The 25,670-nt window shown below is 71.9% G+C and carries 25 protein-coding genes; 13 read left to right on the top strand and 12 right to left on the bottom strand.

Going from position 1 to position 25,670, the window contains the following annotated elements; genetic code table 11:
• Positions 1-16: 16 nt before the first annotated feature.
• Together ACRWK8_RS07540 and ACRWK8_RS07535 are read right to left on the bottom strand one after the other, a co-directional pair.
• The gene (locus ACRWK8_RS07540; RefSeq protein ID WP_431869167.1) at positions 17-1,186 is read right to left on the bottom strand and encodes an LLM class flavin-dependent oxidoreductase; all 1,170 of its coding nucleotides are present in this window, start codon (positions 1,184-1,186) and stop codon (positions 17-19) included.
• Positions 1,187-1,214: 28 nt separating this feature from the next.
• Complete coding sequence (locus ACRWK8_RS07535) at positions 1,215-2,471, bottom strand: SfnB family sulfur acquisition oxidoreductase (RefSeq protein ID WP_431869165.1); 1,257 nt, start codon at positions 2,469-2,471, stop codon at positions 1,215-1,217.
• 596 nt (positions 2,472-3,067) lie between these two features.
• Between ACRWK8_RS07535 and ACRWK8_RS07530 the strand changes: the two genes are divergently transcribed.
• The 4 genes from ACRWK8_RS07530 (at position 3,068) to ACRWK8_RS07515 (ending at position 5,541) form a co-directional block, all read left to right on the top strand.
• A complete protein-coding gene (locus tag ACRWK8_RS07530; protein WP_378741802.1) occupies positions 3,068-3,610 on the top strand; it encodes a cysteine dioxygenase in 543 nt (180 codons plus the stop codon).
• Entirely contained in the window at positions 3,607-4,011 is a 405-nt protein-coding gene (locus ACRWK8_RS07525; RefSeq protein WP_431869160.1) for a rhodanese-like domain-containing protein, read from the top strand. The genes ACRWK8_RS07530 and ACRWK8_RS07525 overlap by 4 nt, the downstream gene beginning before the upstream one ends.
• A gap of 175 nt (positions 4,012-4,186) precedes the next feature.
• The gene (locus tag ACRWK8_RS07520; RefSeq protein ID WP_378741796.1) at positions 4,187-4,333 is read left to right on the top strand and encodes a hypothetical protein; all 147 of its coding nucleotides are present in this window, start codon (positions 4,187-4,189) and stop codon (positions 4,331-4,333) included.
• Complete coding sequence (locus ACRWK8_RS07515; RefSeq protein ID WP_378741794.1) at positions 4,330-5,541, top strand: YeiH family protein; 1,212 nt, start codon at positions 4,330-4,332, stop codon at positions 5,539-5,541. The genes ACRWK8_RS07520 and ACRWK8_RS07515 overlap by 4 nt, the downstream gene beginning before the upstream one ends.
• 108 nt (positions 5,542-5,649) lie before the next feature.
• Here the strand turns inward: ACRWK8_RS07515 and ACRWK8_RS07510 are convergent, their stop codons facing one another.
• Positions 5,650-6,192 carry a winged helix-turn-helix domain-containing protein gene (locus ACRWK8_RS07510; protein WP_378741793.1) on the bottom strand — a complete coding sequence of 181 codons (543 nt, stop codon included), beginning with the start codon at positions 6,190-6,192 and terminating at the stop codon, positions 5,650-5,652.
• A gap of 240 nt (positions 6,193-6,432) precedes the next feature.
• Between ACRWK8_RS07510 and ACRWK8_RS07505 the strand changes: the two genes are divergently transcribed.
• The 5 genes from ACRWK8_RS07505 (at position 6,433) to ACRWK8_RS07485 (ending at position 11,423) form a co-directional block, all read left to right on the top strand.
• Positions 6,433-7,299, top strand: coding sequence for a MetQ/NlpA family ABC transporter substrate-binding protein (locus ACRWK8_RS07505; protein WP_431869157.1), 867 nt, complete (start codon positions 6,433-6,435; stop codon positions 7,297-7,299).
• 237 nt (positions 7,300-7,536) lie between these two features.
• The gene (locus ACRWK8_RS07500) at positions 7,537-8,589 is read left to right on the top strand and encodes an ABC transporter substrate-binding protein (RefSeq protein ID WP_378741788.1); all 1,053 of its coding nucleotides are present in this window, start codon (positions 7,537-7,539) and stop codon (positions 8,587-8,589) included.
• Positions 8,590-8,727: 138 nt separating this feature from the next.
• Positions 8,728-9,777 carry an ABC transporter substrate-binding protein gene (locus ACRWK8_RS07495; RefSeq protein ID WP_378741786.1) on the top strand — a complete coding sequence of 350 codons (1,050 nt, stop codon included), beginning with the start codon at positions 8,728-8,730 and terminating at the stop codon, positions 9,775-9,777.
• A gap of 7 nt (positions 9,778-9,784) precedes the next feature.
• Entirely contained in the window at positions 9,785-10,558 is a 774-nt protein-coding gene (locus ACRWK8_RS07490; protein WP_378741784.1) for an ABC transporter ATP-binding protein, read from the top strand.
• The gene (locus ACRWK8_RS07485) at positions 10,551-11,423 is read left to right on the top strand and encodes an ABC transporter permease (protein WP_378741782.1); all 873 of its coding nucleotides are present in this window, start codon (positions 10,551-10,553) and stop codon (positions 11,421-11,423) included. The genes ACRWK8_RS07490 and ACRWK8_RS07485 overlap by 8 nt, the downstream gene beginning before the upstream one ends.
• Before the next feature lie 75 nt (positions 11,424-11,498).
• Here the strand turns inward: ACRWK8_RS07485 and ACRWK8_RS07480 are convergent, their stop codons facing one another.
• The 5 genes from ACRWK8_RS07480 to ACRWK8_RS07460 form a co-directional block, all read right to left on the bottom strand.
• Positions 11,499-12,287, bottom strand: coding sequence for a sulfite exporter TauE/SafE family protein (locus tag ACRWK8_RS07480; protein ID WP_431869153.1), 789 nt, complete (start codon positions 12,285-12,287; stop codon positions 11,499-11,501).
• A gap of 46 nt (positions 12,288-12,333) precedes the next feature.
• Positions 12,334-13,494 (bottom strand): iron-containing alcohol dehydrogenase, encoded by a 1,161-nt coding sequence (locus ACRWK8_RS07475; RefSeq protein WP_431869151.1) that lies wholly within the window; start codon positions 13,492-13,494, stop codon positions 12,334-12,336.
• A gap of 212 nt (positions 13,495-13,706) precedes the next feature.
• The gene (locus ACRWK8_RS07470) at positions 13,707-14,303 is read right to left on the bottom strand and encodes a Dps family protein (protein WP_378741775.1); all 597 of its coding nucleotides are present in this window, start codon (positions 14,301-14,303) and stop codon (positions 13,707-13,709) included.
• Positions 14,304-14,415: 112 nt separating this feature from the next.
• Positions 14,416-15,630, bottom strand: coding sequence for a cytochrome P450 family protein (locus tag ACRWK8_RS07465; protein WP_431869148.1), 1,215 nt, complete (start codon positions 15,628-15,630; stop codon positions 14,416-14,418).
• Between the two features lie 73 nt (positions 15,631-15,703).
• Positions 15,704-16,867: a PucR family transcriptional regulator gene (locus tag ACRWK8_RS07460; RefSeq protein ID WP_378741771.1), complete on the bottom strand. Its 1,164-nt coding sequence runs from the start codon at positions 16,865-16,867 to the stop codon at positions 15,704-15,706.
• A 294-nt stretch (positions 16,868-17,161) separates the two neighbouring features.
• Here ACRWK8_RS07460 and ACRWK8_RS07455 point away from each other — a divergent pair, with 294 nt between their 5' ends.
• Positions 17,162-17,989: an aldo/keto reductase gene (locus tag ACRWK8_RS07455; RefSeq protein WP_431869325.1), complete on the top strand. Its 828-nt coding sequence runs from the start codon at positions 17,162-17,164 to the stop codon at positions 17,987-17,989.
• 45 nt (positions 17,990-18,034) lie between these two features.
• Here the strand turns inward: ACRWK8_RS07455 and ACRWK8_RS07450 are convergent, their stop codons facing one another.
• Positions 18,035-18,190: a hypothetical protein gene (locus ACRWK8_RS07450; RefSeq protein ID WP_352388736.1), complete on the bottom strand. Its 156-nt coding sequence runs from the start codon at positions 18,188-18,190 to the stop codon at positions 18,035-18,037.
• 82 nt (positions 18,191-18,272) lie between these two features.
• Between ACRWK8_RS07450 and ACRWK8_RS07445 the strand changes: the two genes are divergently transcribed.
• On the top strand, positions 18,273-18,803 hold the full coding sequence (locus tag ACRWK8_RS07445) for a RidA family protein (RefSeq protein ID WP_378741769.1): 531 nt from the start codon (positions 18,273-18,275) through the stop codon (positions 18,801-18,803).
• Between the two features lie 51 nt (positions 18,804-18,854).
• On the opposite strand, the gene ACRWK8_RS07440 is transcribed toward ACRWK8_RS07445, so the two are convergent.
• Positions 18,855-19,760 carry a DMT family transporter gene (locus ACRWK8_RS07440; protein ID WP_431869144.1) on the bottom strand — a complete coding sequence of 302 codons (906 nt, stop codon included), beginning with the start codon at positions 19,758-19,760 and terminating at the stop codon, positions 18,855-18,857.
• Positions 19,761-19,824: 64 nt separating this feature from the next.
• Between ACRWK8_RS07440 and ACRWK8_RS07435 the strand changes: the two genes are divergently transcribed.
• Positions 19,825-20,418, top strand: a complete 594-nt coding sequence (locus tag ACRWK8_RS07435) for a TetR/AcrR family transcriptional regulator (RefSeq protein ID WP_431869142.1) — start codon at positions 19,825-19,827, stop codon at positions 20,416-20,418.
• Here ACRWK8_RS07435 and ACRWK8_RS07430 read toward each other — a convergent pair.
• Positions 20,415-21,299 carry a sulfotransferase family protein gene (locus tag ACRWK8_RS07430; protein ID WP_431869140.1) on the bottom strand — a complete coding sequence of 295 codons (885 nt, stop codon included), beginning with the start codon at positions 21,297-21,299 and terminating at the stop codon, positions 20,415-20,417. The genes ACRWK8_RS07435 and ACRWK8_RS07430 overlap by 4 nt on opposite strands.
• Positions 21,300-21,465: 166 nt before the next feature.
• Here ACRWK8_RS07430 and ACRWK8_RS07425 point away from each other — a divergent pair, with 166 nt between their 5' ends.
• Positions 21,466-22,263: an SIR2 family NAD-dependent protein deacylase gene (locus ACRWK8_RS07425; RefSeq protein WP_431869138.1), complete on the top strand. Its 798-nt coding sequence runs from the start codon at positions 21,466-21,468 to the stop codon at positions 22,261-22,263.
• Here the strand turns inward: ACRWK8_RS07425 and ACRWK8_RS07420 are convergent.
• Positions 22,260-25,529, bottom strand: coding sequence for an NACHT domain-containing protein (locus ACRWK8_RS07420; protein ID WP_431869136.1), 3,270 nt, complete (start codon positions 25,527-25,529; stop codon positions 22,260-22,262). The genes ACRWK8_RS07425 and ACRWK8_RS07420 overlap by 4 nt on opposite strands.
• Positions 25,530-25,670: the final 141 nt, after the last annotated feature.

Here is a 25,670-nt window from a genome sequence, read left to right as displayed (position 1 = left end):
GAAGGAAGGGGCGGACTCAGGTGGTGGCGGGCTCCGCCACGGCGAAGGGGACGAGGGTGCGGCCCCCGGTGGCCTCACCGCCGTCCGGATGCCGCCACAGGCCGCGTTCCCGGAGCAGGGGCAGCACACCCTCACCGAACCAGTACGCCTCCTCCAGGTGCGGGTAGCCCGACAGGACGAACTCGCTGATGCCCACCCGGTGGTACTCCTCGATCAGGTTCGCGACCTGTTCGTGGCTGCCGACCATCGCCGTACCCGCCCCGCCGCGCGCCAGCCCCACACCGGCCCACAGGTGGGGGTGGATCTCCAGGTCGTCGGCCCGGCCGCCGTGCAGGTCCAGCATGCGCCGCTGCCCCTCGGACTCGCTCCGGCGCAGACCGCTCTGCACCTGGGCGACGGTCTCGGGGGAGATCCCGTCGAGCAGACGCCGGGCCTGCGCCCACGCCTCCTCCTCGGTGTCGCGGCTGATCACGTGCAGCCTGATCCCGTACTCCAGGGTCCGACCCCGTTCGGCGGCCAGCGCGGAGACCCGGCCGATCTTCTCCGCGACGGCGGCCGGAGGCTCACCCCAGGTCAGGTAGGTGTCCACGTGCGAGGCGGCCACCTCCAGAGCGGCGGGGGAGGAACCGCCGAAGTACACGGGCGGGCGCGGGGAGGGCGTCCGCTGGAGGGCGGCCCCCTCGACGGTGACGTGCTCGCCCCGGTGGTCCACGGTCTCGCCGCGCCACAGGGCGTCCACCACACGCAGGAACTCTCCGGTGCGCCGGTACCGGGCGTCCTTGTCGAGGAAGTCGCCGTGCTGGCGCTGCTCGGCGGACTCGCCGCCGGTCACCACGTTCAGCAGCAGGCGGCCCCCGCTGAGCCGCTGGTAGGTGCTGGCCATCTGCGCGGCCAGGGTGGGTGAGAGCAGGCCGGGACGGAAGGCCACCAGGAACCTGAGCCGCCTCGTGCCCCCGACCAGCATCGCCGTGGTCAGCCAGGCGTCCTCGCACCACGATCCGGTGGGGGTGAGGACACCCTCGAACCCCAGCCGTTCGGCGGCCTGGGCGATCTGGCCGAGGTACTCCAGGGAGGGTTCGCGCGTGCGCCAGGCGGGGGAGGACACGACGTCCGCGCCGTGGCCTCCGCCGACGACGCCTCTGCTGTCTCCCTGCGTGGGCAGGAACCAGTGGAAGGTCAGGGGCATGAGGGTGTCAGTCCTTGCTCTCGGGGCGCTAGATCTGTCCGTGCCGGGGAGGCCGGCGACGGTTGAGGGAGTACTCCCCGACGTGCTGGACCTTCCAGCGCACCGGGTCGTGGACGGTGTGGGTGCGGGCGTCGCGCCAGTGGCGGTGCAGGTTGGCCTCGTCCGCCGTGGCGCGGGTGCCCGCCGCCTCGAACAGGGCGGAGGAGACCTCCACGGCGGCTCGGCCGCCGACGACCTTGGCAGCGGCGACCGCGACGGAGGCCTCGGCGGTGGCGTCCTCCGCGCCGGGGGCTCCCCCGGCCAGGAGCGCGTCGGCCGCCTCCACACGGTCGGCGGCGGTGCTGATCAGGGCCTCGGCGGAGCGGACCTGGATCTCCAGCTCTCCGAAGCTCTGGACGAGCAGGAGGTCCTCGGTCGCGGTCTCGACGCCGCTCTCGAACCAGGGGCGGCTCTTGGTGCGTACGAACTCCGAGGCCTCCTCCAGTGCCCCGCGCGCGGCGCCGACGTCGATGGCGGCGTGCAGCAGCTGGGCCAGGGCTCCGTAGGTGGTGGGGCCCTCGAAGGTCCGGTACTGCTCCAGGACCAGCTCGGGCCAGACCGTCACCCCGGACAGGTGCACGGTGCCGCTGGCGGTGGTGCGCTGGCCCATGCCCGCCCAGTCGTCCTCGATCCGGACCCCGGGGTGGTCGGCGGGGACGAACGCCAGGTGCGGGCGGGGGCCGTCCGGGGTGGCGCCGGGCGCGACCACGGCGAGCCAGTCAGCGAACAGGGATCCGGTGGCGTAGTACTTCGTGCCGTCGATCCGGTACGCCTCTCCGTCACGTTCGATCCGGGTGGCGTGGGTGTGCGCGTTCCGGCCGGAGCGCTCAGCCTGCGCGTTGCTGACCAGGGCGCCCGCGAGGACGTCGGAGTACACGCGGCGCCGGGCCTCGGGGCCGCCACGCAGGCGCAGGGCGTTGAGGAAGGCGAAGTGCGGCTGGAGGATCTGGGCGAGGCTCAGGTCGGCGGTGCCGAGCAACCGCAGGACCTCCGCGACGGTGGCGGCTCCCACGGCCGCCCCGCCGAGGTCGCGGGGGACGGTCACCCCCAGCAGACCGGAGCGGGAGAGCGCACGGAGGACGTCGTGGGGCAGACAGCGGTCCCTGTCGCGGGTGGAGGCTTCGCGCGCGACCAGGGGGACCAGGGAACGGGCCACGCGGACGGCTTCGGCGGCGGAGGTCAACACGGGAACCGGGGTGGCGTCGGGGGGCGTGTCGGGGGTGGTTCCGGTGATGGTCTCGGACAAGGGGAGCCTCCTGAGCTGGGGCGCGACCGACACGCCCGGTAATCCTGAATGCCTACTGGAATTACCCGGAATCAAAGCACGTGTGGAGCGGGTCGGTCGTGAGGCACCGATCGTCGGTGTGGCGCGGTGGTTCTGTGGGTGTCCGGGCCGAGGGTCGGGCGGCTCCGCGCATGGCAGCCCCCTCGGCCCGGAACGTGGACCGGCCTCGCGCTCGTGATGTCCGTCCGGCGGGGTGGCCCGGGCGGCGCGAGGTTCGGCGGGTCCGCGCCGACCGGCTCCGCGATTCCGGTCGGCGTGGTGTTCACTGTGGTCGCCGGAACCCGATTTTGTCAACCAATAAAGTAGGGATTTATCGAAGCGCGAGGTCAGGGGTGGTGATGGGTGGGTGGCGCGTGGTGCTGGCGGGGCGGGTGGGGCCGGAGGTGGCGCGCCACTACCGACTAAACCTGTAGGGAATATGGTTTACTGGCGAGCATGGCAGTCAGCGCATCACCACACCTCCGGCCCTGGTGGCGACCGCTCACCTTCGACGAACGCTGTCAGTGACACCGTCCCGCACGACCACTGACACCGCCCGGAGAGAAGCACGAAGCCCCATGACCGTCGACGACACCGCCGCACGCGCCGCCGCGCCCACACCGCTCACCCTGGACCGCCTGTCCGAGCTGACCGCGCAGGTCGCGGAGGAGGTCCGCCAGGGAATCCACGAGATCCGCTTCGACGCCGAGAACCGCTGGTCCGTCCGGCTCCACGCCGACGACTACACCGACGTCTGGCTCATCTCCTGGACCCCCGACCAGTCCACCCGGCTGCACGACCACGCGGGCTCCCTCGGCGCCCTGACCGTCGTCACCGGGGAGCTGGTCGAGCACTACTGGGACGGGGAGCTGCGCGAACGCGTCCTCGCGGAGCGCGGGGGAGGGCGCTTTCCCCTCGGTCACGTGCACGACGTCACCAACACCTCGGACCGTCCGGCCGTGAGCGTGCACGCGTACTCGCCACCGTTGACCGCCATGCACTACTACGAGGTCACCGGAGACGACGCGCTGCGCCGGACCGGCAGCATCCTCACCACCGACCCCGAGCCCGACGTCCCCACGCTGGAGTCCGTGCCCGCCGCCGAGGGGGTGGGCCGGTGAGCCACGTCGAACGCCTCCTGAACAGCAGGCGCGCCCACCTGGAGCGTCTCACGCCCGCCGAGGCGCTGGACGCCCAGCGCGAGGGCGCGCTCCTGGTCGACACCCGGCCGGTCGTCAACCGCGCGGCGGAGGGAGGGATCCCCGGTGCCCTGGTGATCGACCGCAACGTCCTGGAGTGGCGGCTCGACCCCACCAGTCCGGACCGGGTGGCCGAGGCCGACTCGCCGGACCGGCACGTGGTGCTGTTCTGCAACGAGGGCTACGCTTCCAGCCTGGCCGCCGCCCAGCTCCAGGAACTGGGGCTGGCGCGCGCCACCGACCTGGTCGGTGGTTTCCGGGCCTGGCGCGAGGCCGGGCTGCCCGTGACCGAGCCCGAGCGGGAGTCCGCTCCCGCCTCCTGACCCTGTCCCGGGCGGCCCCGACCCCGCCGCCAGGGTTCCGCGGCTCCGCGTGTCCCTTATTCATACTAAATAAGTAGGTTTAATGAGGAAGGGTCGCCGGCCCCGCGACCCTTCGCAGTACCCCCCGCTCCGTCCCCCGACCCAGGGCGCCTCGAGTGCCCGGAGGAGAAGCGTCATGAGTGAGACACCCTCCAGACCGACACCCACCACCCCCGCGCGGACCGGACCCAGGATCAGCGAGGACTGGGCCGCCACCCTCACGGGCCTCCTGCTGCTCGGCCTGTGCCTGCTCGGTGTGATCCCCGAGGGGCTGATCCCGTGAGCACCGGAACCCCCGATCCCCGCGCTCCCCACGGCGCCCCGGAGGAGGGTCCTCCCTCGGAGGCCGCCCCGTCCACCGCCGCCGAGCCCCCCGCTCCGGAGGCCTCCCCGCCCGGCACGCCACCGCCCGCCTCCCGGGGCTGGACCGCCCTCGGCCTGCTCGTCGTGCTGGCACTGGCCGCCGCCACCCGGTTCCTGGAGTCCTGGGTCCCCGAGGCAGCCGAGGGCACCGCACTGTCCGGGTTCGCCAGCGCGGTCGAGTACCCCGTCTACGCGATCCTCCTCGGTCTGGCGGGAAACCTCGTCCTGTCCCTGACCGGACTCCTCGATCGTCTCTCCCCGGCCTTCCGGACCGAGTTCCTGATCAAGACCGGGCTGGTGCTCCTGGGCTCCACGGTCCTGTTCGACGTCATCATCCGCGCGGCCGGACCGGCCGTCCTCCAGGCCCTGGTACTGGTCACCTCGGTCTTCCTGTTCACCTGGTGGCTCGGGGGCAGGCTCGGGCTCGACGACCGCCTGCGGGCCCTGCTGGCCTCGTCGGTCTCCATCTGCGGCGTCAGCGCCGCGATCGCGGCGGCCGGAGCCGTGCAGGCGAGGAAGGAGCAGCTGGCCTACACGGCGAGCCTGGTCATCCTCTTCGCGGTCCCCTCGATCTTCCTGCTTCCCTGGCTGGTCCAGGTGATCGGGCTCAGCGACGCCCAGGCGGGCGCGTGGATCGGCGGCAACATCGACACCACCGCCGCGGTCGCGGCCTCGGGGGCGATCGTGGGCGAGGACGCGCTCCAGATCGCCTCCATCGTCAAGGCCACCCAGAACGTCCTGATGGGTGTGGTCGCGGTACTGCTCACGGCCTACTTCGCCTTCCGGGTGGCCGCCACGGACGGAGCGGCCGCCGAAGGGCGCCCGGGGCTGCGCACCCTGTGGGACCGCTTCCCCAAGTTCGTGCTGGGCTTCCTGGTCGCCTCGGTGGTGGCCACGTTGTGGGCCAACAACGCCGCCGAGGACGCCCAGGCGGGTCTGGACACCGCCAAGGCGCTGCGGGACTGGTTCCTCATCGCGGCCTTCACCAGCATCGGGCTGGAGTTCCGGCTCGGCTCCCTGCGCGAGGCGGGGTGGCGTCCGATCGGTGTCTTCGGCGCCGCCACCGCTTTCAACCTGCTGGTGGGACTGCTGCTGGCGATGCTGCTGTTCCGGGGGTTCTCCTTCTGACCCGGACGAGGGAGGGGCGCGGCACCGTGTGGGTGCCGCGCCCCTCTTCGTGCGCGCGGGCTCGGAACGGTCGCTCCGCCCGAGCGCTCCGATCGGTGGCCCGGTCGGTCAGTCCTCCCGCCCCGGGGCCGACGTCGAGGGGCCGTGGTAGATGTAGCCGACCTTGCGCACGGTGGCGATGCGGCCTCCGGCCCGGCCGAGCTTGCGGCGGAGGCGGTGGATGTGCACGTCGATGGTGCGGGAGTGGAGTTCGCGACTGGAGCCCCAGACCCGTTCCATGAGCTCGCCCCGGGTGACCGCGCGGCCGGGGGAGGCGGTCAGGCACTCCAGGAGCTCGTACTCCTGGAACGTCAGCTCGACCTCGGTGCCCTGGGCCCACACACGGCGGGAGCCCCGGTCCAGGAGCAGGTCGCCGCCGGTCTCCGGCGCGGGGCGGACCCCGGGGTGCGGTTCGTCCACGACGACCCCGTACACCAGCATGTACCGGCCGCTCTCGGGGAGGGGGAGCACACCGAGGAGGGAGTGCTCGCCCCCCGGGGCCTCGGCGGTGGGTGGGGAGGCGGGTCCGGGCACGGCGGTCAGGGCCGGGTGACTCCGCGTCGGGGTGGTGCGGGCGTCGGCTCGGGGAGGTGCGGTGTGTGCGCTGAGCATGTACCCATGATGCTTCCAGTTCCCTTTAAAAGCTACCGGATTAGTAGGTAATTTGTCCCGCTGTGGGGAAGGCCACGATGGGCTCGCGGCAAAACGGATTTTTCCTACCAAGAAGGTGGTCTAGTCTCTGGTATCAGCGTGCCCGGGTCCCACGAGGACACCGGGCCGTCCCGGCGCCGGTCCCACCGTCGCCGGACACCCCCCGCCATCCTCCGTCCCACGACCACGAAGGAGTGCACCATGCGCACGACCTCGACCCTCATCGGCGCGGCCGCCCTGGCTCTGACCCTCGCCGCCTGCGGTTCCCCCAGTGAGCAGGCCTCCGGGTCCGCCGACGCCGAGGCCGGGGAGGGGCCGCTCCGGGTCGGAGTCAGCCCGGTGCCGCACGGTGACATCCTCGCGTTCATCGACGAGAACCTCGCGGAGGAGGCCGGGCTGGAGCTGGAGATCGAGGAGATCGCCGACTACAACACGCCCAACGCCGGGCTCGTCAACGGTGACCTGGACGCCAACTACTTCCAGCACCGCTCGTTCCTGAACGAGTGGGTGGAGAACGGCCCCGACGCGGACCTGGCCTACGTCACCGACGTCCACATCGAGCGGCTGGGGCTCTACTCCGAGACCTACGAGGGCGCGGACGACCTGCCCACCGGCGCCAAGGTCGCGGTCCCCAACGACCCGGCCAACCTCTACCGCGCGCTGACGATCCTGGAGACCGAGGGTCTGATCACCGTGGACCCCGACGCCGGTGAGACCGCCACCGAGAAGGACGTCGTCGACAACCCGAAGGACCTGGTCATCACGCCGCTGGAGGCCGCGCAGCTGCCGCGTTCCATCGCCGACGTCGACGCCGCGGTCATCAACGGCAACTACGCCATCGAGGCCGGGGTCACCGAGGACGCCAACGTCCTGGCCTGGGAGCCCGAGGGCGACGACTACGTCGAGAAGTACGCCAACGGCCTGGTGGCCCTGGAGGAGAACGTCGACGACGAGCGCGTCCAGCTGCTGGCCGAGCTGCTGCACGACGAGCGGGTCCTGGAGTACATCCAGGAGACCTGGCAGGGTGTGGTGCTGGCGGTCGACGCCGACGGCTCCGTCGCGGAGTAGCGTCCGCGGGCCCGCCGCGCCCTCGGGCGCCCTTCCACCCCCTCGGGGCGGTGGAGCCTCCGGCTCCGCCGCCCCTTTCGTGTTCCCTGGTGGGTCGTGGTGTGGTCACCCTTCGTGGTCGTGCGTGAGTAAGGTGTCCTGAGTCACAGGAAACCTCCGCGCCTCCTGTTCCACAAAACCTACTTATTAAGTAGAGTTTGGCCCGTTCGTCCCTCTGATCACCCGAAAAGGACCCTCATGAGCCTGCGCAAGACCGTGCTTTCGGCCGCCGCCACGGTACTGGCGATCGGGATGGTCGCGACCGCCTGCGGCGGGTCGGCCGACGGTGACGGGGGCGGGGACGCCGACACCCTGACCCTCGGCTACTTCCCGAACATCACCCACGCGCCCGCCCTGGTCGGTGTGGAGAACGGCACCTTCGCCGAGGCCCTGGGCGACGTCGCACTGGACACCCAGACGTTCAACGCGGGCCCGGACGCCATCAACGCGCTGTTCGCCGGTGAGGTCGACGCCACCTTCATCGGACCCAACCCGGCCATCAACGGGTGGTCCCAGTCCGACGGTACGGCCCTGCGCGTCATCGCGGGTTCCACCTCGCGCGGCGCGGGCCTCGTGGTCCGTCCCGGGATCGACTCCGTGGACGACCTGCCCGGCACCACGCTGTCCACGCCGCAACTGGCCAACACCCAGGACGTGGCGCTGCGCTGGTTCGCCCAGGAGCAGGGTTGGGACGTCGACACCGAGGGCGGCGGCGACCTCTCGATCATCCCGCAGGACAACTCCGACATCATCAACGCCTTCGAGCTCGGGGAGATCGACGGCGCCTGGGTCCCCGAGCCGCACCTGAGCCGCCTCCTGGTGGAGCTCGACGGCGAACTGCTGGTGGACGAGACGGACCTCTGGGAGGAGACCGGAGGCGAGTTCGTCACCACGCACCTGATCGTCAGCGCCGAGTTCCTGGAGGCCCACCCCGACGTGGTGGAGGACCTGCTGCGCGGCCACATCGAGACCGTCGACTGGATCAACGACAACCCCGAGGAGGCGCAGGCGGCCGCCATCGCCCACCTGGGGTCGGTCTCCGGCAGCGGGCCCAGCCCCGAGGTGGTCGCCTCGGCCTTCGAGAACACCAGCTTCACCGTGGACCCGATCGCCCCCTCGCTCCGGGGCGGAGCCGAGCACGCCGAGGGCGTGGGCCTGCTCGAGCCGGTCGACCTGGAGGGCATCTACGCCCTGGACCCGCTCAACAAGCTCCTCTCCGAGGGCGGCGGCGAGGCGGTCGCGGGGCTGTAGCGGCCCCCTCGACACGGGGTGGCGGGTCCGAACGGGGGCCGCCACCCCGGCTCGCGCCACCCCGGTGCTTTCACAAAACCTACTTATTAAGTAGAGTTTTTCCCGTCCCTCCGCAGACACCCGACAAGGACCCCTGAGATGCGCGTTTCCCCGACCCCGCTGAGAACCATCGCGGCCACCCTGGCCCTGGGGCTGGCCGCCACCGGGTGCGGGGGAGACGGGGACGGTGGCTCCGCCGACACCCTGACCCTCGGCTACTTCCCCAACATCACCCACGCTCCGGCCCTCGTGGGAGTGGAGCGGGGCATCCTCGACGAGGCCCTGGGCGACGTCGAGTTCGCCACCCAGACCTTCCACAACGGACCCGACGCGGTCAACGCGGTCTTCTCCGGAGAGATCGACGCGGCCTTCCTCGGCCCCAACCCCGCCGTCAACGGCTGGTCGCAGTCCGAGGGCGAGGCCCTGCACGTCATCGCGGGGGCGGCCACCCAGGGCACCGGCCTGGTGGTCCGCGACGACATCGAGACCACCGACGACCTGCCCGGACACACGTTCTCCACACCGATGCTCGGGGGAACCCAGGACGTGGCGCTGCGCTGGTTCGCCCAGGAGCAGGGCTGGGAGGTCGACACGGCGGGCGGCGGCGACCTCTCGATCATCCCCCAGGACAACCCCGACACCGTGGACGCCTTCCGGCTCGGGGAGATCGACGGCGCCTGGATCCCGGAGCCCCACCTGAGCCGGGTCCTGGCCGAGGACGACGCCCACCTGCTCATCGACGAACCCGAGCTGTGGGAGGAGACCGACGGCCAGTACGTCACCACCCTCCTCGTCGTCAGCGCCGAGTTCCTGGAGAGCGACCCCGGGGCCGTGGCCGACCTGCTGCGCGGCCACGTCACGTCGGTCGACTGGATCAACGACCACCCGGAGGAGGCGGCCGAGACCTCCCGCACCCACCTGGAGGCCCTCACCGGCGGTGAACTCGACCCCGAGCTCACCACAGCGGCCTTCGAGAACGTCACCTTCACCGTCGATCCGGTCGCGCCGTCGCTCCTGGTCCAGGCGGAGCAGGCCGAGGCCATCGGACTCCTGGACCCGGTCGACCTCAACGGAATCTACGCCCTCGACCCGCTCAACGACGTCCTGGCCGAGGCCGGACACGAGCTGGTCGCCGGGCTGGAAGGGTAAGGGCACCATGACCGCCATCACCGAACCCCGGACGACCGGGACGAACGCCGTGGAGATCGACGCCATCTCCAAGGTCTTCGGCCGGGGCAGGGGCGCCGTGACCGCCATCGACGGCATGTCGATCAGCGTCGGCACCGGAGAGTTCCTGTCCATCGTCGGCGCCTCGGGCTGCGGCAAGAGCACCCTGCTGTCGCTGGTCGCCGGGCTGGAGGAGCCCACCACGGGGGCCGTGGACGTCGGGGACCACCGCGTGGCCATGATGTTCCAGGAGGCCGCGCTGTTCCCGTGGCTCACCGTGGGGGCCAACATCGAGGTCCCCATGAAGGTGAACCGGGTCCCCGCGGCCGAGCGCCGCAGGCGCGCCATGGAGCTCTTGGACCTGGTCCGTCTGACCGGTTTCGAACGCAAGCGCCCCCACGAGCTCTCCGGCGGCATGCGCCAGCGCGTGGCCCTGGCCCGCGCCCTGGCCCAGGACGCCGACGTCCTGCTCATGGACGAGCCCTTCGGGGCGCTGGACGCGATGACCCGCGACATCCTCCACGACGAACTGGAACGGATCTGGCGGGAGAGGTCCCTGACCGTCCTGTTCGTCACCCACAACGTCCGGGAGGCCGTGCGCCTGGGCGACCGGGTCGTGCTCCTGTCCAGCCGTCCCGGCCGAGTCATCGAGGAGTTCACGGTGGACGGCGAACGCCCCCGTCGGATCGACTCCGTACCCATCGCGGAGCAGGCCGCCGCCATCACCGACCGACTGCGTGAGGAGGTCTCGCGCCATGCCTGAGACCGACGTGCGGGACCGCCAGGTCCAGGGGCTCGACGCCCTCGAACTCCAGCCCCGACGCGGTGTCGAGGAACGCGGCGCGGGGGAGATCGCCCGGGGCGTCTGGGCCGCCACCTGGCCCAAGCTGGCCGCCGTGGTCATCGTGCTCGCCGCCTGGCAGGCGGTCGTGTGGTCCGGGTGGCGCACGGAGTTCGTGTTCCCCGGCCCGGACCGGGTCCTGCCCACGCTGTTCAACGAGGTGACCAGCCCCGAGTTCTGGACCGCCGTCCAGGTCACCATGCGCCGCGCCTTCGTCGGGTTCGCGCTGGCCCTCGCCGTGGGAGTGGTCGTCGGACTGGCGGTGTCGCAGTTCAAACCGCTGCGGGCGGCGATCGGCTCGCTGATCACCGGCCTCCAGACCATGCCGTCGATCGTGTGGTTCCCGTTCGCGATGCTCCTGTACGGGATCAGCGAGTCGGCGATCATGTTCGTGATCATCCTGGGCGCGGCCCCCTCGATCGCGGGCGGACTGACCTCGGGCATCGACTACGTGTCCCCCTCGCTCCTGCGCGCGGGCAAGGTCATGGGTCTGCGCGGGGTCCAGCGCTACACGCTGCTCGTCATCCCGGCGGCGCTGCCGATGTTCGTCACCGGACTCAAGCAGGGTTGGGCGTTCGCCTGGCGTTCGCTGATGGCCGGGGAACTGCTGGTCATCATCAACCAGCAGAACTCGATCGGCTGGGCGCTGAGCCAGGCCCGCCAGCTCAACGACGCCGAGCGGCTGCTCAGCTACATCATCATCGTGCTCGTCATCGGCATCATGATCGATGTCTTCTTCAGCTGGGCGGACCGCTCCCTGCGTCGCCGCTGGGGGATCACCCAGTAGCCGACACGAGGGGGTGGGGGCCGCGCGTTCGAGGGGACGCGCGGCCCCGCCGCGTCCCGGCCGGGAGCTCCCCGGTCAGGCCAGCAGGCCCGCCAGGTACGCGACCCCGGTGAGCGACACCAGTCCGCCGAGCAGGAACCGCAGAGGCCGTTCACCCAGACGGCGTCCGAGGGTGACTCCCACCAGCGCGCCCAGCGCGCCGCCCGCTCCCAGAGCGAGGCCCACGCCCCAGTCCGGGGCGGCCGGGGCCGCGCCGAAACCGATCCGGTCGAACACGGCGTAGGCGCCCAGCCCCGCCGCCGAGGTGACCAGGGTGGTGGTCAGACCCACCAGTGCCGCCCGGGAGGTGTACCAGCCGCCCACGGCGATCAGCAGCGGGGCCAGGAGCGAGCCCCCGCCGATCCCCACGGCGGAGCCGAGGAGCGCCGCACCTCCGGCCGCGAGGGCGAGCGGGACGGTGCGCGCGCGGCCTCTTCCCGCCACGGGTGCGGGCCGGGCCCGTGCCCGTGTGACCAGCAGCCGGACGCCCATGCCGAGCATGAGCACCGCGAGCAGACCCCGGAACAGCGCCGGGTCCGACAGCCACGTCACACGGACCGCGGCCCCGGCGACCGCGCAGGGGACCGCGGCCCCGGCGGCGACCAGCGCCCCGGTACCGTGACCACGCACGGAGCGGGCCAGGCGGCTCAGTCCGAGCGGGGTGGCCACGACGTTGTAGAGCAGGTTGGTGGCGCTGACCGCGGGACCGTGCAGGCCCAGCACGCTGAGCTGGACGGGCAGGAGCAGCACGGCCCCGGAGACCCCCACCGGTGTGGTGACGGCGGCGACGGAGAATCCGGCCAGGACGGCGAGGAACAGGGTCACCCGAAAACCCTACTGTAATAGTAGGGATAAGGTGGTGATCCTCGGATCACCCGTACACGGCGTGGTACAGCTCCACGATCTCCTCGGCCCCGGGCACCCGCGGGTTGTTCCCGGGCGACCCGGAGGCCAGCGCCTGCTCCGCCATCAGCGGGGCCAGTTCCCACCAGGGCTCGGGACCGATCCCGTACTCGCGCGGGGTCGGCACCTCCAGCTCCTGGTTGAGCAGGCGCAGCTCCCAGACCAGGGCGCCCGTGGCCTCACCGGTCGTGCTGTCCGGGGCGGCCAACCCCATCGCGCGTGCGCAGTCGGCGTAGCGGTCGGGCGCGGAGGGCACCGAGAACTCCGTGACGGCGGGCAGGAGCATGGCGTTGGACAGTCCGTGCGCCACCCCGAAGTGCGCGCCGATCGGCCGGCTCATCCCGTGCACCAGGGCGACGCTGGAGTTGGAGAAGGCCATCCCCGCCTGGGTGGCGCCCACCATCACCGCCTCGCGTGCGGCCCGGTCGTCCGGGTCGGCGTACACGGTCCGCAGGTGGGCGAAGATCGTGCGCATCGCCTCGCGCGCGAACCCGTCCGAGACCGGGTTGGCCCGCGCGCTCACGTACGCCTCGATCGCGTGGGTCAGGGCGTCCACCCCGGTGTCCGCGGTCAGACGCGCAGGCATGCCCAGCGTGAGCTCGAAGTCCACCAGAGCCGCCCGGGGCAGCATCGCCAACCCCGCGCAGAGCATCTTCTCGCCGGTCTCCGCGTCGGTGATGATGCTGTAGCGCGTGCACTCCGAGCCGCTGCCCGCCGTGGTCGGCACCGCCACCACGGGCAGGGCGGGCGTGTCAGTGACCACGGGTGACCGGTAGTCGCGCATCCGCCCACCGTGCGCGCCCAGCAGGGCGACGGCCTTGGCGGTGTCGATGGGGCTGCCGCCGCCCACACCCACCAGGGAGTCGAAACGGCCCTCCTCCAGCGCCCGCACCCCCGCGTCCACCACGGTGGTCGTGGGATCGGGGACGGTGTCGGCGAACACTCCGGGAGTGAGACCCGCCCCCTCCAGGTCGGCCAGGAGCCGCAGGAAGAACGGCTGTCGCGCGACGAAGGGGTCGGTCACCAGCAGCGGACGGGACAGGCCGAGGGCGTCCAGGGTCCCGGCCAGTTCGGCCGAGGCCCCCGCGCCCACGCGGATGACCTGGGGCAGGACGATGGAAGCGGACACTGGGGGTACCTCCGGGGGCGGGAGCACGGGCTCGGTCGGGTGCCCCCGGGTGCCGGGGGTCACGACGCCCGGTACCTACCCCCCTCTCCGGTTCGACTCCTCCCGGGCCGTACCGATTTCGTACCGACTCCGTCACGCACCGTCCCGGCGCGGACGGAGGGCCGGGCGCGTGGCCCGGCCCTCCCGCACGGTACGACGGCTGGCGGAGCGGGTCAGGCGTGCACGAGCGGGGTGTCCACCAGGTGCTCGGCCACGAACCAGGCCTGCAGCTCGTTGGTGCGGATCACGTCCGAGACCAGCACGTCGTTGGAGCCGTCGTCGCCCTGCTCCTGCACGCGCGCGGCGGCCTCGTGGGACTCCTCCAGGATCGACTCGTGCGCCTCCAGGAGCCGCGAGAGCATCGCCGGGACCTCCTCCACGCCGTTCGGCGGGCGCGGGATGCGGGTGAGCTCCGCGACGTGCCTCGGGTCTCCCACCGCCACCCCGCCCAGGGTCTGGACGCGCTCCGCCACGGTGTCGATCAGCTCCGTCAGCTCACCGGCGTGCTTGTCCATCAGCAGGTGCAGCTGGTAGAAGGTGTGCCCGCGCATGAGCCAGTGGTGCTTCTTGTACAGGTCGTGCAGGATACGGAGATCCGACAGCACCTGGTTGAGCCGCTGACACGAGTACATGCGCGCGTCGTAGGACAGACCGACCGGCAGCTGACGGACCGTCCCGAACTTCTGAATCTCCTCGCCCCTCTGGTGGAGCCACGGCTGGCTGTTGCGCGGCTTGGGTGTCTGGCTCGAACTCTGGTCGGCGGTGGTCACTGCGCGTCCCCCTCCGGGTCGGTGTGCTGCGTGGAACAGGAAGCTCCGCCAGCCAGTCTTGGTCACGGACCGTTGTCGGGAGAGAAAACGCACGCCATGTGGTGGCAAGGATTCAGACGGCACCCCGGTCGAAGGTCACGGGCAGCGCGAACAGACCGTGCATGATCATGCTCGGCCACCACCGCAGCTCGCTCTCGTCGACGGCCAGCCGCACGCCGGGCAGTCGTTCGAGGACGGCGGTGACCGCCAGCCGGGCCTCCACCCGGGCCAGCCGTGCCCCCACACAGAAGTGCGCGCCGTGACCGAAGGAGAGGTGCGACGCCTCGCGCCGTGGGTCGAAGACGTCCGGGGCCTCGTACCTTCGCGGGTCGCGCCCGGCGGCCAGCAGCGACACCAGGACCGGTTCGCCCGCCTCCAGCCGGACCCCGCCCACGGTCGTGGCCTCCGCCGGGAAGCGCCAGGTCGCGTTCTGGAGCGGGCTCTCCAACCGCAGCGCCTCCTCGATCGCTGGTCCCACCAGCGCCGGGTCCTCGCGCAGCCGCGCCAGCTCCTCGGGTTCGCGGAGCAGGAGCAGGAGCATGTTGCCGATCAGCGCGACCGTCGTCTCGTGCCCCGCGACCAGCAGCAGGAACGCCGTCGAGGTCACCTCGTCGCGCGTGAGCCCACCGGCGCGGTGGGCTTCCACCAGGTCGCCCAGGAGGTCGTCGGAGGGTGTGCGCAGCCGGGCCTCCACCAGCTCACCCAGGTAGGCGTCGAACCAGTCCGTGGCCGCGCCGATCGCCTCGTGCTCGTCCGGCGAGGAGGAGTCGATCACCGCCGCCTGGCGGTGGAACTCGGGCCGGTCCGTCTCCGGCACCCCGAGGATGTCGCAGATGATCGCGATGGGCAGCGGGTAGGCCAGGTCGCGCACCAGGTCCGGTTCCGCCTCCTTCGCCAGCGTGGTCACGAGTTCACCCGCGATCCGTTCGGCGCTCTCCTCCAGCGCCCGCACCCGGCGCGGGCTGAACGCCGCGCTGGTCGCCCTCCGGAGCCGGGAGTGGTCGGGGGCGTCCACGTTGACCATGCTGCGCACGAGGCTGGGCCGGTGGTCGAAGGGCAGACCCAGACCGGCGCGGTACCAGGTCTCGTCGGCGCGGCGGGGGTCCTTGAGCATGGTGGGGTCGGCCAGCACCGAGCGGGCGTCGTCGTACCGGGTCACCAACCACGCCCAGGCGCCGCCGGGGAGGTCGACGCGGTGGACGGGGTCGTGCTCGCGGAGCCACCGGTAGGCCGGGTGGGGGTCCGCCTCGAACTCGGGTCCGTGCAGGGCGGGGGGTGTGGGGGGCATACGCCGGTCCCTCCTCGTGGGTGCGGTTCCCCCGTCTCCTACCCACCCGAGCGCCGCGGTGGCGCGGGGGCGGTCAGGGGGACACGGCGCAGGCCGTCTCCAGCACGAACCTCGGCCAGGGGCGGTGCGGGTCGTGGCCGGTCAGTTCACGGACCCGCCGCAGTCGGTACCGCAGGGTCTGGGCGTGGACGTGCAGCGACTCCGCCGCCGTCGTCGCCGCGCCGGTACGGAAGTAGGCGCGCAGCGTGTCCAGCAGGTGCCGGTTGTCGTGGGCCAGCAGCGGCCCCAGGACCACCCGGCGCACGGTCGTCGGCGCGACCCCGCCTCCGTTGAGCAGTGCCAGCACGTGGGCGTCGGAGTCCCGCAGCAGCCCGTCCGCGCCGAAGGCGTGCGGGGGAGCGGTCTCCACGGCGCCGTCCGCCAGCCGGTACGCGGCGGACAGGTCGGCGAGCCCGCGCGGTTCCAGGGCACAGCCCCGCCACCCCCGGGCCACCAGCGCCGCCGTGACCCGCTCGGAGTCCCTGGGAGCGGCCAGGACGACCACCCGTCCCGAACGGGTCGTCACCAGGGGGTCCGTGCCGCCCGCTGACGCCTCCGCCACCAGTTCGAGACCGACCGCCACCGTGACGTCCTCCGGGCGCGCGGGCTCGGCGACCACCAGCACCGCCGGGTCGGGCGGTGCGATGCCCAGGGTGCGCGCCCGGTCCCGGATGGCGCCCTGGGAGGCCTGGCGGCCGATCAGCAGATCGTCGAGGAGAGCGCGCCGGGCGCGTTCCCGGTCCGCGTCCAGACGTTCGGCGGCCTCGGCGTGGCCGGTCTCCAGACTCTCGGAGATCTGGTCGAGGGAGGTCAACCACAGTTCGCTCAGAGCGAACACGTCGGCGGCGTCGAGCCTCGCGCCCGCCCGCTCGCGCAGCGACCGCACAGCCGTGGCCGAACCGACCCGGTGCGCACGGACCACGGCACCGATCGAACGCCCGTCGGCGGCCCGGGCCCGCCCGATCCCACGGAGCCGCTCCACGTCCTCCGGAGGCAGCCGGAGGGCGCCGCCCACCCACAGCTCCAGGGACCGGGTGACCAGCCAGCCGGTGATCGCCCGGACCTCGGCCAACTGGGAGCCGTGCAGCGCCCGGTACGCGGGGACCTCCGCGTAGACCTCGGAGACGATCCGCTCGACTAGTCCGGCCCGGTCGCGCTCCAGCTCGGCGCTGACCCGCGCGCGCTCCTCACGCCCCATGCCCCTCCTCCGGCCCCCTCCGCCGTCCCCCGGCCCGCGGCCGCGTCCCTGGCGTGGGCGGGCAGCCTATCGCCCCCTCCGGCCCCCGACCCAGACCGACCATCCGGGTAAAAACCGTGCACATGCGCGGCGCAGCCTCAGAGCCCGACCTCCGCTGACATGGCAGTATGCGCACACAGGCCCGGGAGAGAGCACGAGTCCAACACCGAGCGTCGGCGTGCCGGGCGCGCCGGTCACACACCGGTCGGCCGGGGGAACGGCCGGGCCGGACGGGGAGTACGGGGGATGAGGACGATGACGGTTCCCGGCATCGCGCTGAACAACGGGCTGCAAATGCCGCAGCTGGGTTTCGGCGTGTGGCAGGTGCCCGACGACTCCGTGGGCGAGGCGGTCTCACACGCCCTCGAGACGGGCTACCGCAGTATCGACACCGCCGCCGCGTACGGCAACGAGGAGGGGGTGGGCGAGGCGCTGCGCCGGTCGGGGCTCCAGCGGGAGGACGTGTTCGTCACCACCAAGCTCGCCAACTCCGACCAGGGCTACGACGCCGCCCTGCGCGCCTTCGACGCCAGCTCGGAGCGGCTCGGCGTGGACGTGGTGGACCTCTACCTCATCCACTGGCCGCTGCCCGAACGCGACCTCTACGTGCCCACCTGGAAGGCGCTGGAGCGCCTGTACGCGGAGGGCCGTGCCCGCGCCATCGGCGTGTGCAACTTCAAGCAGCCGCATCTGGAACGGGTCATGGAGGAGGGCGGGATCGCTCCCATGGTCAACCAGATCGAGCTGCACCCGCTGCTCTCCCAGGAGAAGACGCGGGCCTTCGACGCCGACCACAACATCGCCACGGAGGCCTGGAGCCCGTTGGGGCAGGGCGAACTCCTCCGTCACCCGCTCATCACCGAGATCGCCGAGGAACTCGAACGCACGCCCGCGCAGGTGCTGCTGCGGTGGCACGTCCAGCTGGGCAACGTGGTCATCCCGAAGTCGGTGACGCCCGAGCGCATCACATCCAACTTCGAGATCTTCGACTTCGAGCTCTCGGAGGAGGACATGGCGCGGATCAACGGCCTCGACGAGGGGCACCGGTTCGGACCGGACCCGGACGCCTTCGACGGCGACTGAGCCGCGCGGCCGACCGGTGGCCGGTGGCGGCGCGGCCCAGAGCGGCTAGCGCAGCTCGCGGAGCCTGCGGGCACCGGCCAGGGTGGCGTCGATGCCGTCGCGGCGCACACGGGCGACGTACACGCCGCCGCCGACGAAGATCGCGAGGAAGAGCCCGACCACAGCGGTCAGGGCCAGGACGGACAGCACGGAAGAGATCATGCGGTCATGGTAGCCGCATGTCGGACGACGCTCTCCCCGGGGGAGTCCCGGGTGCGCGCCGAGCGAGACGGAGGGTCCGCCGATGGACCAGACACCGCACGAGATCATCAACCCGCTCTCCCTTCCCGACCCCGTGGGCTACGCACACGCCCTCGTGGTGACCCCGGGCCGCACCGTGTACGTGGGCGGACAGACCGCCCTGCGTTCCGACGGGGCGCTGACCGGCGACTCGCTGGTGCAGCAGTTCGACCACGCGCTCGCCAACGTGGTGGAGGCGCTGCGGACGGCGGGCGCCGAGCCCGCCCACGTGGTGAGCATGCGCGTCTACACCACCTCCATCGGTGTCTACCGGGTCAACCTCAGGACGCTCGGTTCCGTCTACCGACGGCACATGGGCCGCTACTACCCGCCGATGGCCGTCCTGGGCGTCACCGAGCTCCTGAAGGAGGGGGCGCAGGTCGAGTTCGAGTGCGTCGCGGTGATCCCGGACCCGCGTGACAGCGCCGAGCTGGCCGGGGAGGGACCCATCGGTCTCGTGGAGGAGGTCGACGACCCCTTCGTGGACGGCCCCGGAACCGACGAGCCCGGGGAACCCGAGAGCGCGCGACACTGACCCGCGCCGGGCCGCGCCCCGACCACCAGGGTCGGGGACGCGCCCGCCCGGTCACCGTTCCGGGGACCGCACCAGGAGCACCGCCACCACGCACACCCCCATCCCGGCGAGGGCACCCGCGCCCACCGGCTCCCCGAACATCAGCCACGTCCACACGAGTGTGGTGGGTGGCGTCAGGTAGAGCAGCGCCGACACCCGCGCCACGCTGGTCCGGGCCAGGTTGACCCAGTACAGCCCGTAGCCGCCCAGCGTGGACAGCAGGACCACCCATGCCACCGCGGCCCAGAACCCCGGAGCGGCGGGCGGGGCCAGGGTCCCCGTCGCGGCGGCCAGCCCGGTGAACAGGACCGCGCTCACCGCGCACTGCACGGCCAGCGCCTCCACCAGGCTTCCGCCGGGACGTGTGCGCCGTTCCACCAGGGTGGCGGCCACCAGCGAGAGCATGGCGCCGAACGGGAGCGCGTACGCCCACCAGGGGGCGGATCCGGTTCTGAGCAGGTCCGCGCCGACCACCATGGCCGCGCCGACCAGGCCCACCAGAAGCCCGAGCACCTGGCGTCCGCGCACCCGCTCCCCGAGCAGGGGGAGGGCGAGCGCGGTGGCCACCATCGGTTGGAGGGCGGCGACCAGAGCACTGGTCCCGGCGGCCACTCCCGCCTCGGCGGCGGCCACCACTCCGTACAGGTACCCGGCCTGGGCCAGCACTCCGAGCACCGCGTGCAGCGCCAGGTCGCGGCCGCCCATCCGGGTTCCCCGCCACAGGCACCAGGCCACGAGCAGTCCGCCGACGACAAGGAAACGCCAGGCGAGCAGGGTGGTGGCCGGGGCCTGTCGGGTGCCCAGCTCGGCCCCGACGAACCCCGAGCTCCACATCACGACGAGTCCGGCGGCCAGCAGGAAGGGGATCAGGGGGCGGGAGGTCGTTCGGGTCCGTGTGCGCTCAGCGGTGGTCTGCATGCCGCACACGTAAACACACCGGTCGGTATACTCACAATGTAGTCACCGAACCCAGGAGGAAACGATGACCGGCATCACCGAGGCACCCCGGCTCACCCCCGCCGCGCGCCGCGTCCTGGACGTGGCCACCGAGCTCTTCTACACGCGGGGGATCAACACCGTGGGCATGGAACTGGTAGCCGAGCGCGCCGGGGTCACCAAGAAGACCATCTACGACCGGTTCGGTTCCAAACAGCGGCTGGTCGTCGCCTACCTGCGCGCCCGTGACGCCCGCTGGCGCGACTTCCTCGCCGCGCACCAGGACCCGGACGCCTCACCGCGTGCCCGGATCGGGGCGACCTTCGAGGCCCTGGACGCGTGGATGCGGCAGGAGAACCAGCGCGGCTGCGCCATGGTCAACGCCTACGCCGAGCTCTCCGACCCCGAGCACCCCGGCCGCGCCGTGGCCGAGGAACAGAAGGAGTGGCTGCGGGACCTGTACACCGACCTCGCCCGGGAGTGCGGGGCGACCGCCCCCGGGACGCTGGGCTCCGTCCTGGCGATGCTGCACGAGGGAGCCGTCGTCGCGCGCAACGTCACGGGGGAGGCCGACGCCGCCCTGACGGCGCGCGCGGCCGCCGACACCCTCCTCACCGCCCACGGGGTCCCGGACGCCTAGAGGTACCCCAGCCGGGAGAGTTCGTGGCGGGCCACCTCGTGCACGTCACCGTGGTCCCCGCGGGTCAACCGCTCCCGCCACGACCCCACGCGCCACGAGTGGTCGGTCAGGAGTTCGCTGGCCGAGACCCGGGCGCCGGTGAACTCCAGGAGGCGCTCGGCGGTCTCGATCTCCTGCCCGTGCACGTCCTCGTAGCGCAGGGTCATCAGCTGCTCCGGGCCGATCTCCTTGCGCAGTCGCGCGGACATGCGCACCGCGCCCCGCCAGCGCATCGCGCACTTGGTCGCCACCGACCCGTCGGTGAAGTCACCCAGATCCGACTCCTCCTCCAACCCGAAGAAGTGGTTGGGGAACTCGTGGTCCAGCTTCATGAAGCTGGGTTTGAGCCAGGCCAGCGACCGCTCGTCCTCCATCATGTCCGCGACCACGTCACGGCCGTCGCGGATGATCTGGACGAAGCGCGCGTCGGGGAAGGCGGCGTGCAGGGCGCTCGCCGAGTACAGGAGGTCCGGGCTGGCGTCGCCGTAACGGCGCGCAGCAGCGCTGTGCTCGCAGGGTTCGGCGGAGGCGTTGGCCGGCACCCGGGCGCCGGGCCCGGGGCACCTGGGGCAGGTCAGGGGGGTGAGATGCCAGATCTCGGCGTAGGCCTCGCGCAGCAGGGTCGCGGTGCCCGACACCTTGTCCTGTGCCAGGGAGGGGCGCCTGGCCACGGCGTAGACGGCGTTGAGCACACCGGGGGATCCGGCGCCGATATGGAAGCCGGGCGCGCGGGCCAGGGCGCGGGCGATCACCGGAACCCCGGAGTGGGGGGCGCCGAGCACGAACACCGGGCGCTCGACCTTGGTCCCGTTGACCACGAGGATGTAGGAGGGCTGCTTCATGATTGTGTCGTATTTTTGCACCCTTTGCCCTCCTCGTGTGCATCGGCTGGGGCCTGGCGGCACCCGCCCCACACGTTCCCCGAGGTTAAGGGCAGGATCGGTCCGGAAAGCGCCGTGCTGGGCCAAGACCGGGGAAAGCCGTGCAAAGACGCTGTAAGAATGGGGTATGGCCTCGATGACCGACGACACCACGCCGTTCGCCGACCCGGACGGGTTCGAGCACGCGGCGGACCTGCTCGCCTCCGCGCGGCGCGTCACCGTCCTGACCGGCGCCGGAGTGTCCACCGATTCCGGCATCCCGGACTTCCGTGGCCCCCAGGGGCTGTGGACCACCGATCCCGACGCCGAAGCGATGTCGGACATCGACAGCTACATGGGAGACGTGGACGTGCGCCGCCGCACCTGGCTGGCCCGCCGCTCCCACCAGGTCTGGAAGGCCGAACCCAACGCGGCCCACCGCGCGCTGGCCGACCTGGCTGCCGCCGGGCGCCTGCACGCGCTCGTCACCCAGAACATCGACGGCCTGCACCAGCGCTCCGGGGTGCCCGAGGACGAGGTCATCGAGGTCCACGGCACGATGCTCCGGGTCATGTGCATGACCTGCGGCCTGCGCACCCCCAGCCCGGAGGTGCTCGATCGCCTCGACGAGGAGTCCGACCCCCGGTGCCCGGTGTGCGGGGGCATCCAGAAGACGGACACCATCTCCTTCGGTCAGCGCCTGGACCCCGAGGTCATCGAACGGGCCGCCCAGGCCGCCCGCGAGTGCGACGTGTTCGTGGCGATCGGCACCTCGCTCACGGTCCACCCGGTCGCCGGGCTGTGCGACGTCGCCATGATGGGTCGGGCCGCGCTGCTCGTGGTCAACGCCGAACCCACCCCGTACGACGACTACGCCAGCGCGGTCCTGCGCGATCCCATCGGTGACGTCGTCCCGGCCCTGTTCAGGAGGGCCCTGGCGGACTAACCGAGACCGTCCGGGGGCGGCCCGGCCGACCCACCGGGGTGCTCGAAGGGCTCGGCCAGGCCACCGGGATACCCGAAGGGGTCGTCCCCCGAGGCGGCGGCCCGGCCGATGGGCACGGGCCGGGACGGAGGCGTGTCCCGGGGCCCGTCCATCGGTTCGTTCTCCAGCCGGCCCACGAACTGGAGCAGTTCCCGCCTGAGCCGCTGGAAGGAGTCCCACACCGCCGGGGGAGTGGCCTGTCTCCTGACCATGCCGCGGAGCGCCTTCTGGACCATCCGGGACAGCGCGAGCCGGGAGTCCGGGCTCAGCTGGTCCGGCCAGGACCGCAGGTCCTCCACGGCCTGCCGCAGCACGGTGAGTACCACCTGGTCGGGTTCGTCACGGAAGATGAGGCGCGAGTAGCTGCTCAGACGGTCGGTGACCAGGGTTTCCGGGATCTGGTCGATCGGTTCCAGGCGCAGGCGCAGGACCTCGTGGGTCTCGACCCAGGACTTCTGGTCTCCGCTGGTGTACCAGGTGCCCAGGTCGTCGGAGACGTAGCGCAGGTACGGGGTCAGCAACAGGGCCATCCGGGAGGCCGTGCCGTTGGCGCGCATGGCCGTGGAGCGGAGCAGCCGCGAGACCACCGTCGAGTAGGGGACCTCCACCTCATAGGGGTTGAGGGTCGAGGGATCCCCCGGGGAGTCGGCGCGGAGTTCGAAGCCGACGCACTCACCGACGTTCACGGGTTCGCCGTGGTCGCGAGTGAGGGCGCTGAACGGGCGTTCGCCCTTCCAGTAGCCCAGGTGGCGCATCCGCATGAAGTCGACGATCCCGAACCACTGGGTGGCGGACAGGGCACGCCAGAGGGCCACCGTTCGCCGCCAGGCGCGCCAGGGGTCGTCCGAGTCCGGATAGAGGCTCTCCAGGGGCACCGGCTCCTCGCTGACCAGGATCAGGAGGGTGACCAGGTTCGCGGTGTAGCGCGCCTCCCGCGAGGTGACGGGCATCCGCAGGGGTTCGTACCCGGGGAACGAGCGGTTGGCCGCGGGGAAGGGCGCCTCCTGGAAGAGCTCCAGGAGGAGTTCCCGGAACTCCTCCCGTAGCGCGGGTTCCTCCTCCAGCCGACGGGTCAGGAGCTCGTCCAGGAAGGTCACCACCCGGTCCCGGCCCGCGTAGGCCGCGAAGGACGCCAGCGCGTACAGCTCACCGTCGTCCAGGTGCAGGGCCCGGCTCCGCCTCCGGGACACCCGGGCGCGGTCCTCGACCAGTTCCTCCAAGGCCGCGACCACCATGCGGGCGACCAGGTACTCACCGAAGGTGGCGTGCAGGAACTCGAAGGCGCTGCTGGTGCCGTCCGTGGTCCGGGACCGCGCCTCGTGGACGAAGAAGAACCGTCCCAGCACCTGGTGCGCGGGGGCGATCCGGCCGTGGAGGTCGGCGTCGTCGGGGTTCTCCGCCGCCTCGGGCATGAGGACGGCCAAGTCCTCGTCCAGTTCCTCCGCGCGCACGCTCTGGCGCCCCCGGGCGAACATCGCCATCGCGGCCACCTCCAGCCGCCGCAGCTCGTCCTCGATCGCCCGGTCGAGGTCACGACCGCCCAGATGGGGCCGGTGCTTGTCGACCTCGCGCCGGGCGAACATGGTGAGCAGCCGCTCGTACAGCTCACCGTGGGAGAGGTCGTCCGAGGCGTCGAGCAGTGCGTTGCCGTGGGCGTCGTAGATCAGCAGCATGATCAGGAGGAGGGGCTGCTCGGCGAGGTCGCGGTAGCGGAGCACCGCCTCCGGGGTGAGCGGTCTCAGCTTCGCGGACCCGAAGGCGCGGGTGTTGGCGCTGGTCCACACGGCGAGCATCTGCTCGATCTGGGTGTCGTCGAAGGCCTCCAGACGGATGATGGTGGTCAGCGGGGGGAACCGGGTCCGGTCCGCCACCAGCGTGCGGCTGGTGACGATCACGACCACCGGCTGTCCCAGGGCCTCCTGGCGCTGCTGGAACTCCTGGACCCGCTCCAGGTAGTCGGAGCGGTCCACGCCGGTCGCCTGGAGGAGTTCGTCGAAGCCGTCCAGGATGATCACCGGCAGCGCGCCGTCGGCGTCGTCGGCCAGCTCCCGCCAGGAGACGCTGGCGTGCAGGTCCGCCCGGAGCCCGTCCTCGATCTGGACGTGCAGGGGCGCGTTGGGGCTGACGGCGCGCAGCTCCACGCGGATGGGGAGGAAGTCCTCCGGCGGCAGCTGGGCGGCGAGCATCTCGGTGAACTTGGACTTGCCCGCGCCGGGGTGGCCGAGGATCACCGTGGGGTACTCGGTGGCCCGGGGATGCGTGATCAGGGAGGCCACGATCGTCTGGAGGTCGTCCTGGACGGGAAAGTCCCGCCACCAGGCGTCACTGGCCGCGTTGTGGGTCTCGTGCGCCATGGTGACCCGCCCGCGTGGCGGGATGTAGGCCGTGCGGAGGGAGGGCAGCACCAGCCCGGCCGGTGCGTCGTCGGAGCGCAGGATCGGCCGGTTGAGCACCGCCTGGTAGGAGGCGGTGAGTTCCTGCCTCCTCCGGGTGACCGGACGCGTGGAGCTGATACGCGCCAGCTGTTCGTGCAGGTCGGACAGGCCGGTGCCGATCTCCTCCCGGGTCCGTTCGTGCTCACTCGTGTGCAACCACATGCCGAACTCGGGGATCTCGGCCCCCAACCGCCGGATGTTCTCGTCCAGGCGTCCGGGAACCACCTGGGCCATGGTGGCCCTGAACTTCCGCACCAGGAGGTGGTCCGGGGTGATCCCGTGCCGTTCCGCCACCGCCAGACCACAGGCGAAGTCCGCGACGCAGGCGGCCGCGCCCTGCGCGAACTCGACCGTCACCGTGCCGCGTTCCCGCCGGTGGCCGGAGTGGGTGATCGGGAAGGACGGTCGTGGACCGGGGAGCTCCAGCAGACGCGCGCCCAAGAGCGCGAACTGCTCGTCCGACGTGATCTCCAGGTCGTCCAGCCCGAAGGGCATCCCGACCCGTGTGAACACCTCGTCGGCGGCCTCGAAGACGGAGGTGACCACCAGGATCTGGTGGGCGGCCTGGATCTTCTCGGACCGGGTCAGTCGGCTCTCCCCACGGAGCCTGCCGCCCAGCCCCTCCAACAGCTGGCGGCCCTTGCTGACCAGGGCGCCGCGCATTCCGAACAGGTCGGGGACGCCCACCAGACCCAGCCCGCCGTCGGCCACCTTCTCCGCGAGGTCCAGTGCCTCCGAGTCGCCGCCGCCGAGAATCCTGAGCGCGTCACTGTAGGTGAGCCGTTTGGCCATCGGTGCCTCTTCCACGTCCGGGGGTGTCTGGGGGCGGGAACGCGATCGGACCCGACACCGGGGGTGGCATCGAGTCCGCACGTCAGAAGGGGTTGCGCGAGTATGGGGTTGTCCGTCGCCGAGCGCCCGCGGGGGCGGACG

Source organism: Nocardiopsis eucommiae (assembly GCF_965344335.1).
Taxonomy (GTDB): Bacteria; Actinomycetota; Actinomycetes; order Streptosporangiales; family Streptosporangiaceae; genus Nocardiopsis; species Nocardiopsis eucommiae.
This window is presented reverse-complemented; position numbering and strand designations above follow the sequence as displayed.

Bases quoted from the DNA above. Each gene is read 5' to 3' on its own strand.
- ACRWK8_RS07445 (WP_378741769.1), top strand. From the start codon at position 18,273: ATGGACCAGACACCGCACGAGATCATCAACCCGCTCTCCCTTCCCGAC.
- ACRWK8_RS07420 (WP_431869136.1), bottom strand. From the start codon at position 25,529: ATGGCCAAACGGCTCACCTACAGTGACGCGCTCAGGATTCTCGGCGGC.
- ACRWK8_RS07505 (WP_431869157.1), top strand. From the start codon at position 6,433: ATGCGCACGACCTCGACCCTCATCGGCGCGGCCGCCCTGGCTCTGACC.
- ACRWK8_RS07450 (WP_352388736.1), bottom strand. From the start codon at position 18,190: ATGATCTCTTCCGTGCTGTCCGTCCTGGCCCTGACCGCTGTGGTCGGG.
- ACRWK8_RS07510 (WP_378741793.1), bottom strand. From the start codon at position 6,192: ATGCTCAGCGCACACACCGCACCTCCCCGAGCCGACGCCCGCACCACC.
- ACRWK8_RS07425 (WP_431869138.1), top strand. From the start codon at position 21,466: ATGGCCTCGATGACCGACGACACCACGCCGTTCGCCGACCCGGACGGG.
- ACRWK8_RS07530 (WP_378741802.1), top strand. From the start codon at position 3,068: ATGACCGTCGACGACACCGCCGCACGCGCCGCCGCGCCCACACCGCTC.
- ACRWK8_RS07435 (WP_431869142.1), top strand. From the start codon at position 19,825: ATGACCGGCATCACCGAGGCACCCCGGCTCACCCCCGCCGCGCGCCGC.
- ACRWK8_RS07460 (WP_378741771.1), bottom strand. From the start codon at position 16,867: ATGGGGCGTGAGGAGCGCGCGCGGGTCAGCGCCGAGCTGGAGCGCGAC.
- ACRWK8_RS07440 (WP_431869144.1), bottom strand. From the start codon at position 19,760: ATGCAGACCACCGCTGAGCGCACACGGACCCGAACGACCTCCCGCCCC.
- ACRWK8_RS07485 (WP_378741782.1), top strand. From the start codon at position 10,551: ATGCCTGAGACCGACGTGCGGGACCGCCAGGTCCAGGGGCTCGACGCC.
- ACRWK8_RS07430 (WP_431869140.1), bottom strand. From the start codon at position 21,299: ATGAAGCAGCCCTCCTACATCCTCGTGGTCAACGGGACCAAGGTCGAG.
- ACRWK8_RS07490 (WP_378741784.1), top strand. From the start codon at position 9,785: ATGACCGCCATCACCGAACCCCGGACGACCGGGACGAACGCCGTGGAG.
- ACRWK8_RS07520 (WP_378741796.1), top strand. From the start codon at position 4,187: ATGAGTGAGACACCCTCCAGACCGACACCCACCACCCCCGCGCGGACC.
- ACRWK8_RS07540 (WP_431869167.1), bottom strand. From the start codon at position 1,186: ATGCCCCTGACCTTCCACTGGTTCCTGCCCACGCAGGGAGACAGCAGA.
- ACRWK8_RS07495 (WP_378741786.1), top strand. From the start codon at position 8,728: ATGCGCGTTTCCCCGACCCCGCTGAGAACCATCGCGGCCACCCTGGCC.
- ACRWK8_RS07455 (WP_431869325.1), top strand. From the start codon at position 17,162: ATGACGGTTCCCGGCATCGCGCTGAACAACGGGCTGCAAATGCCGCAG.
- ACRWK8_RS07465 (WP_431869148.1), bottom strand. From the start codon at position 15,630: ATGCCCCCCACACCCCCCGCCCTGCACGGACCCGAGTTCGAGGCGGAC.
- ACRWK8_RS07500 (WP_378741788.1), top strand. From the start codon at position 7,537: ATGAGCCTGCGCAAGACCGTGCTTTCGGCCGCCGCCACGGTACTGGCG.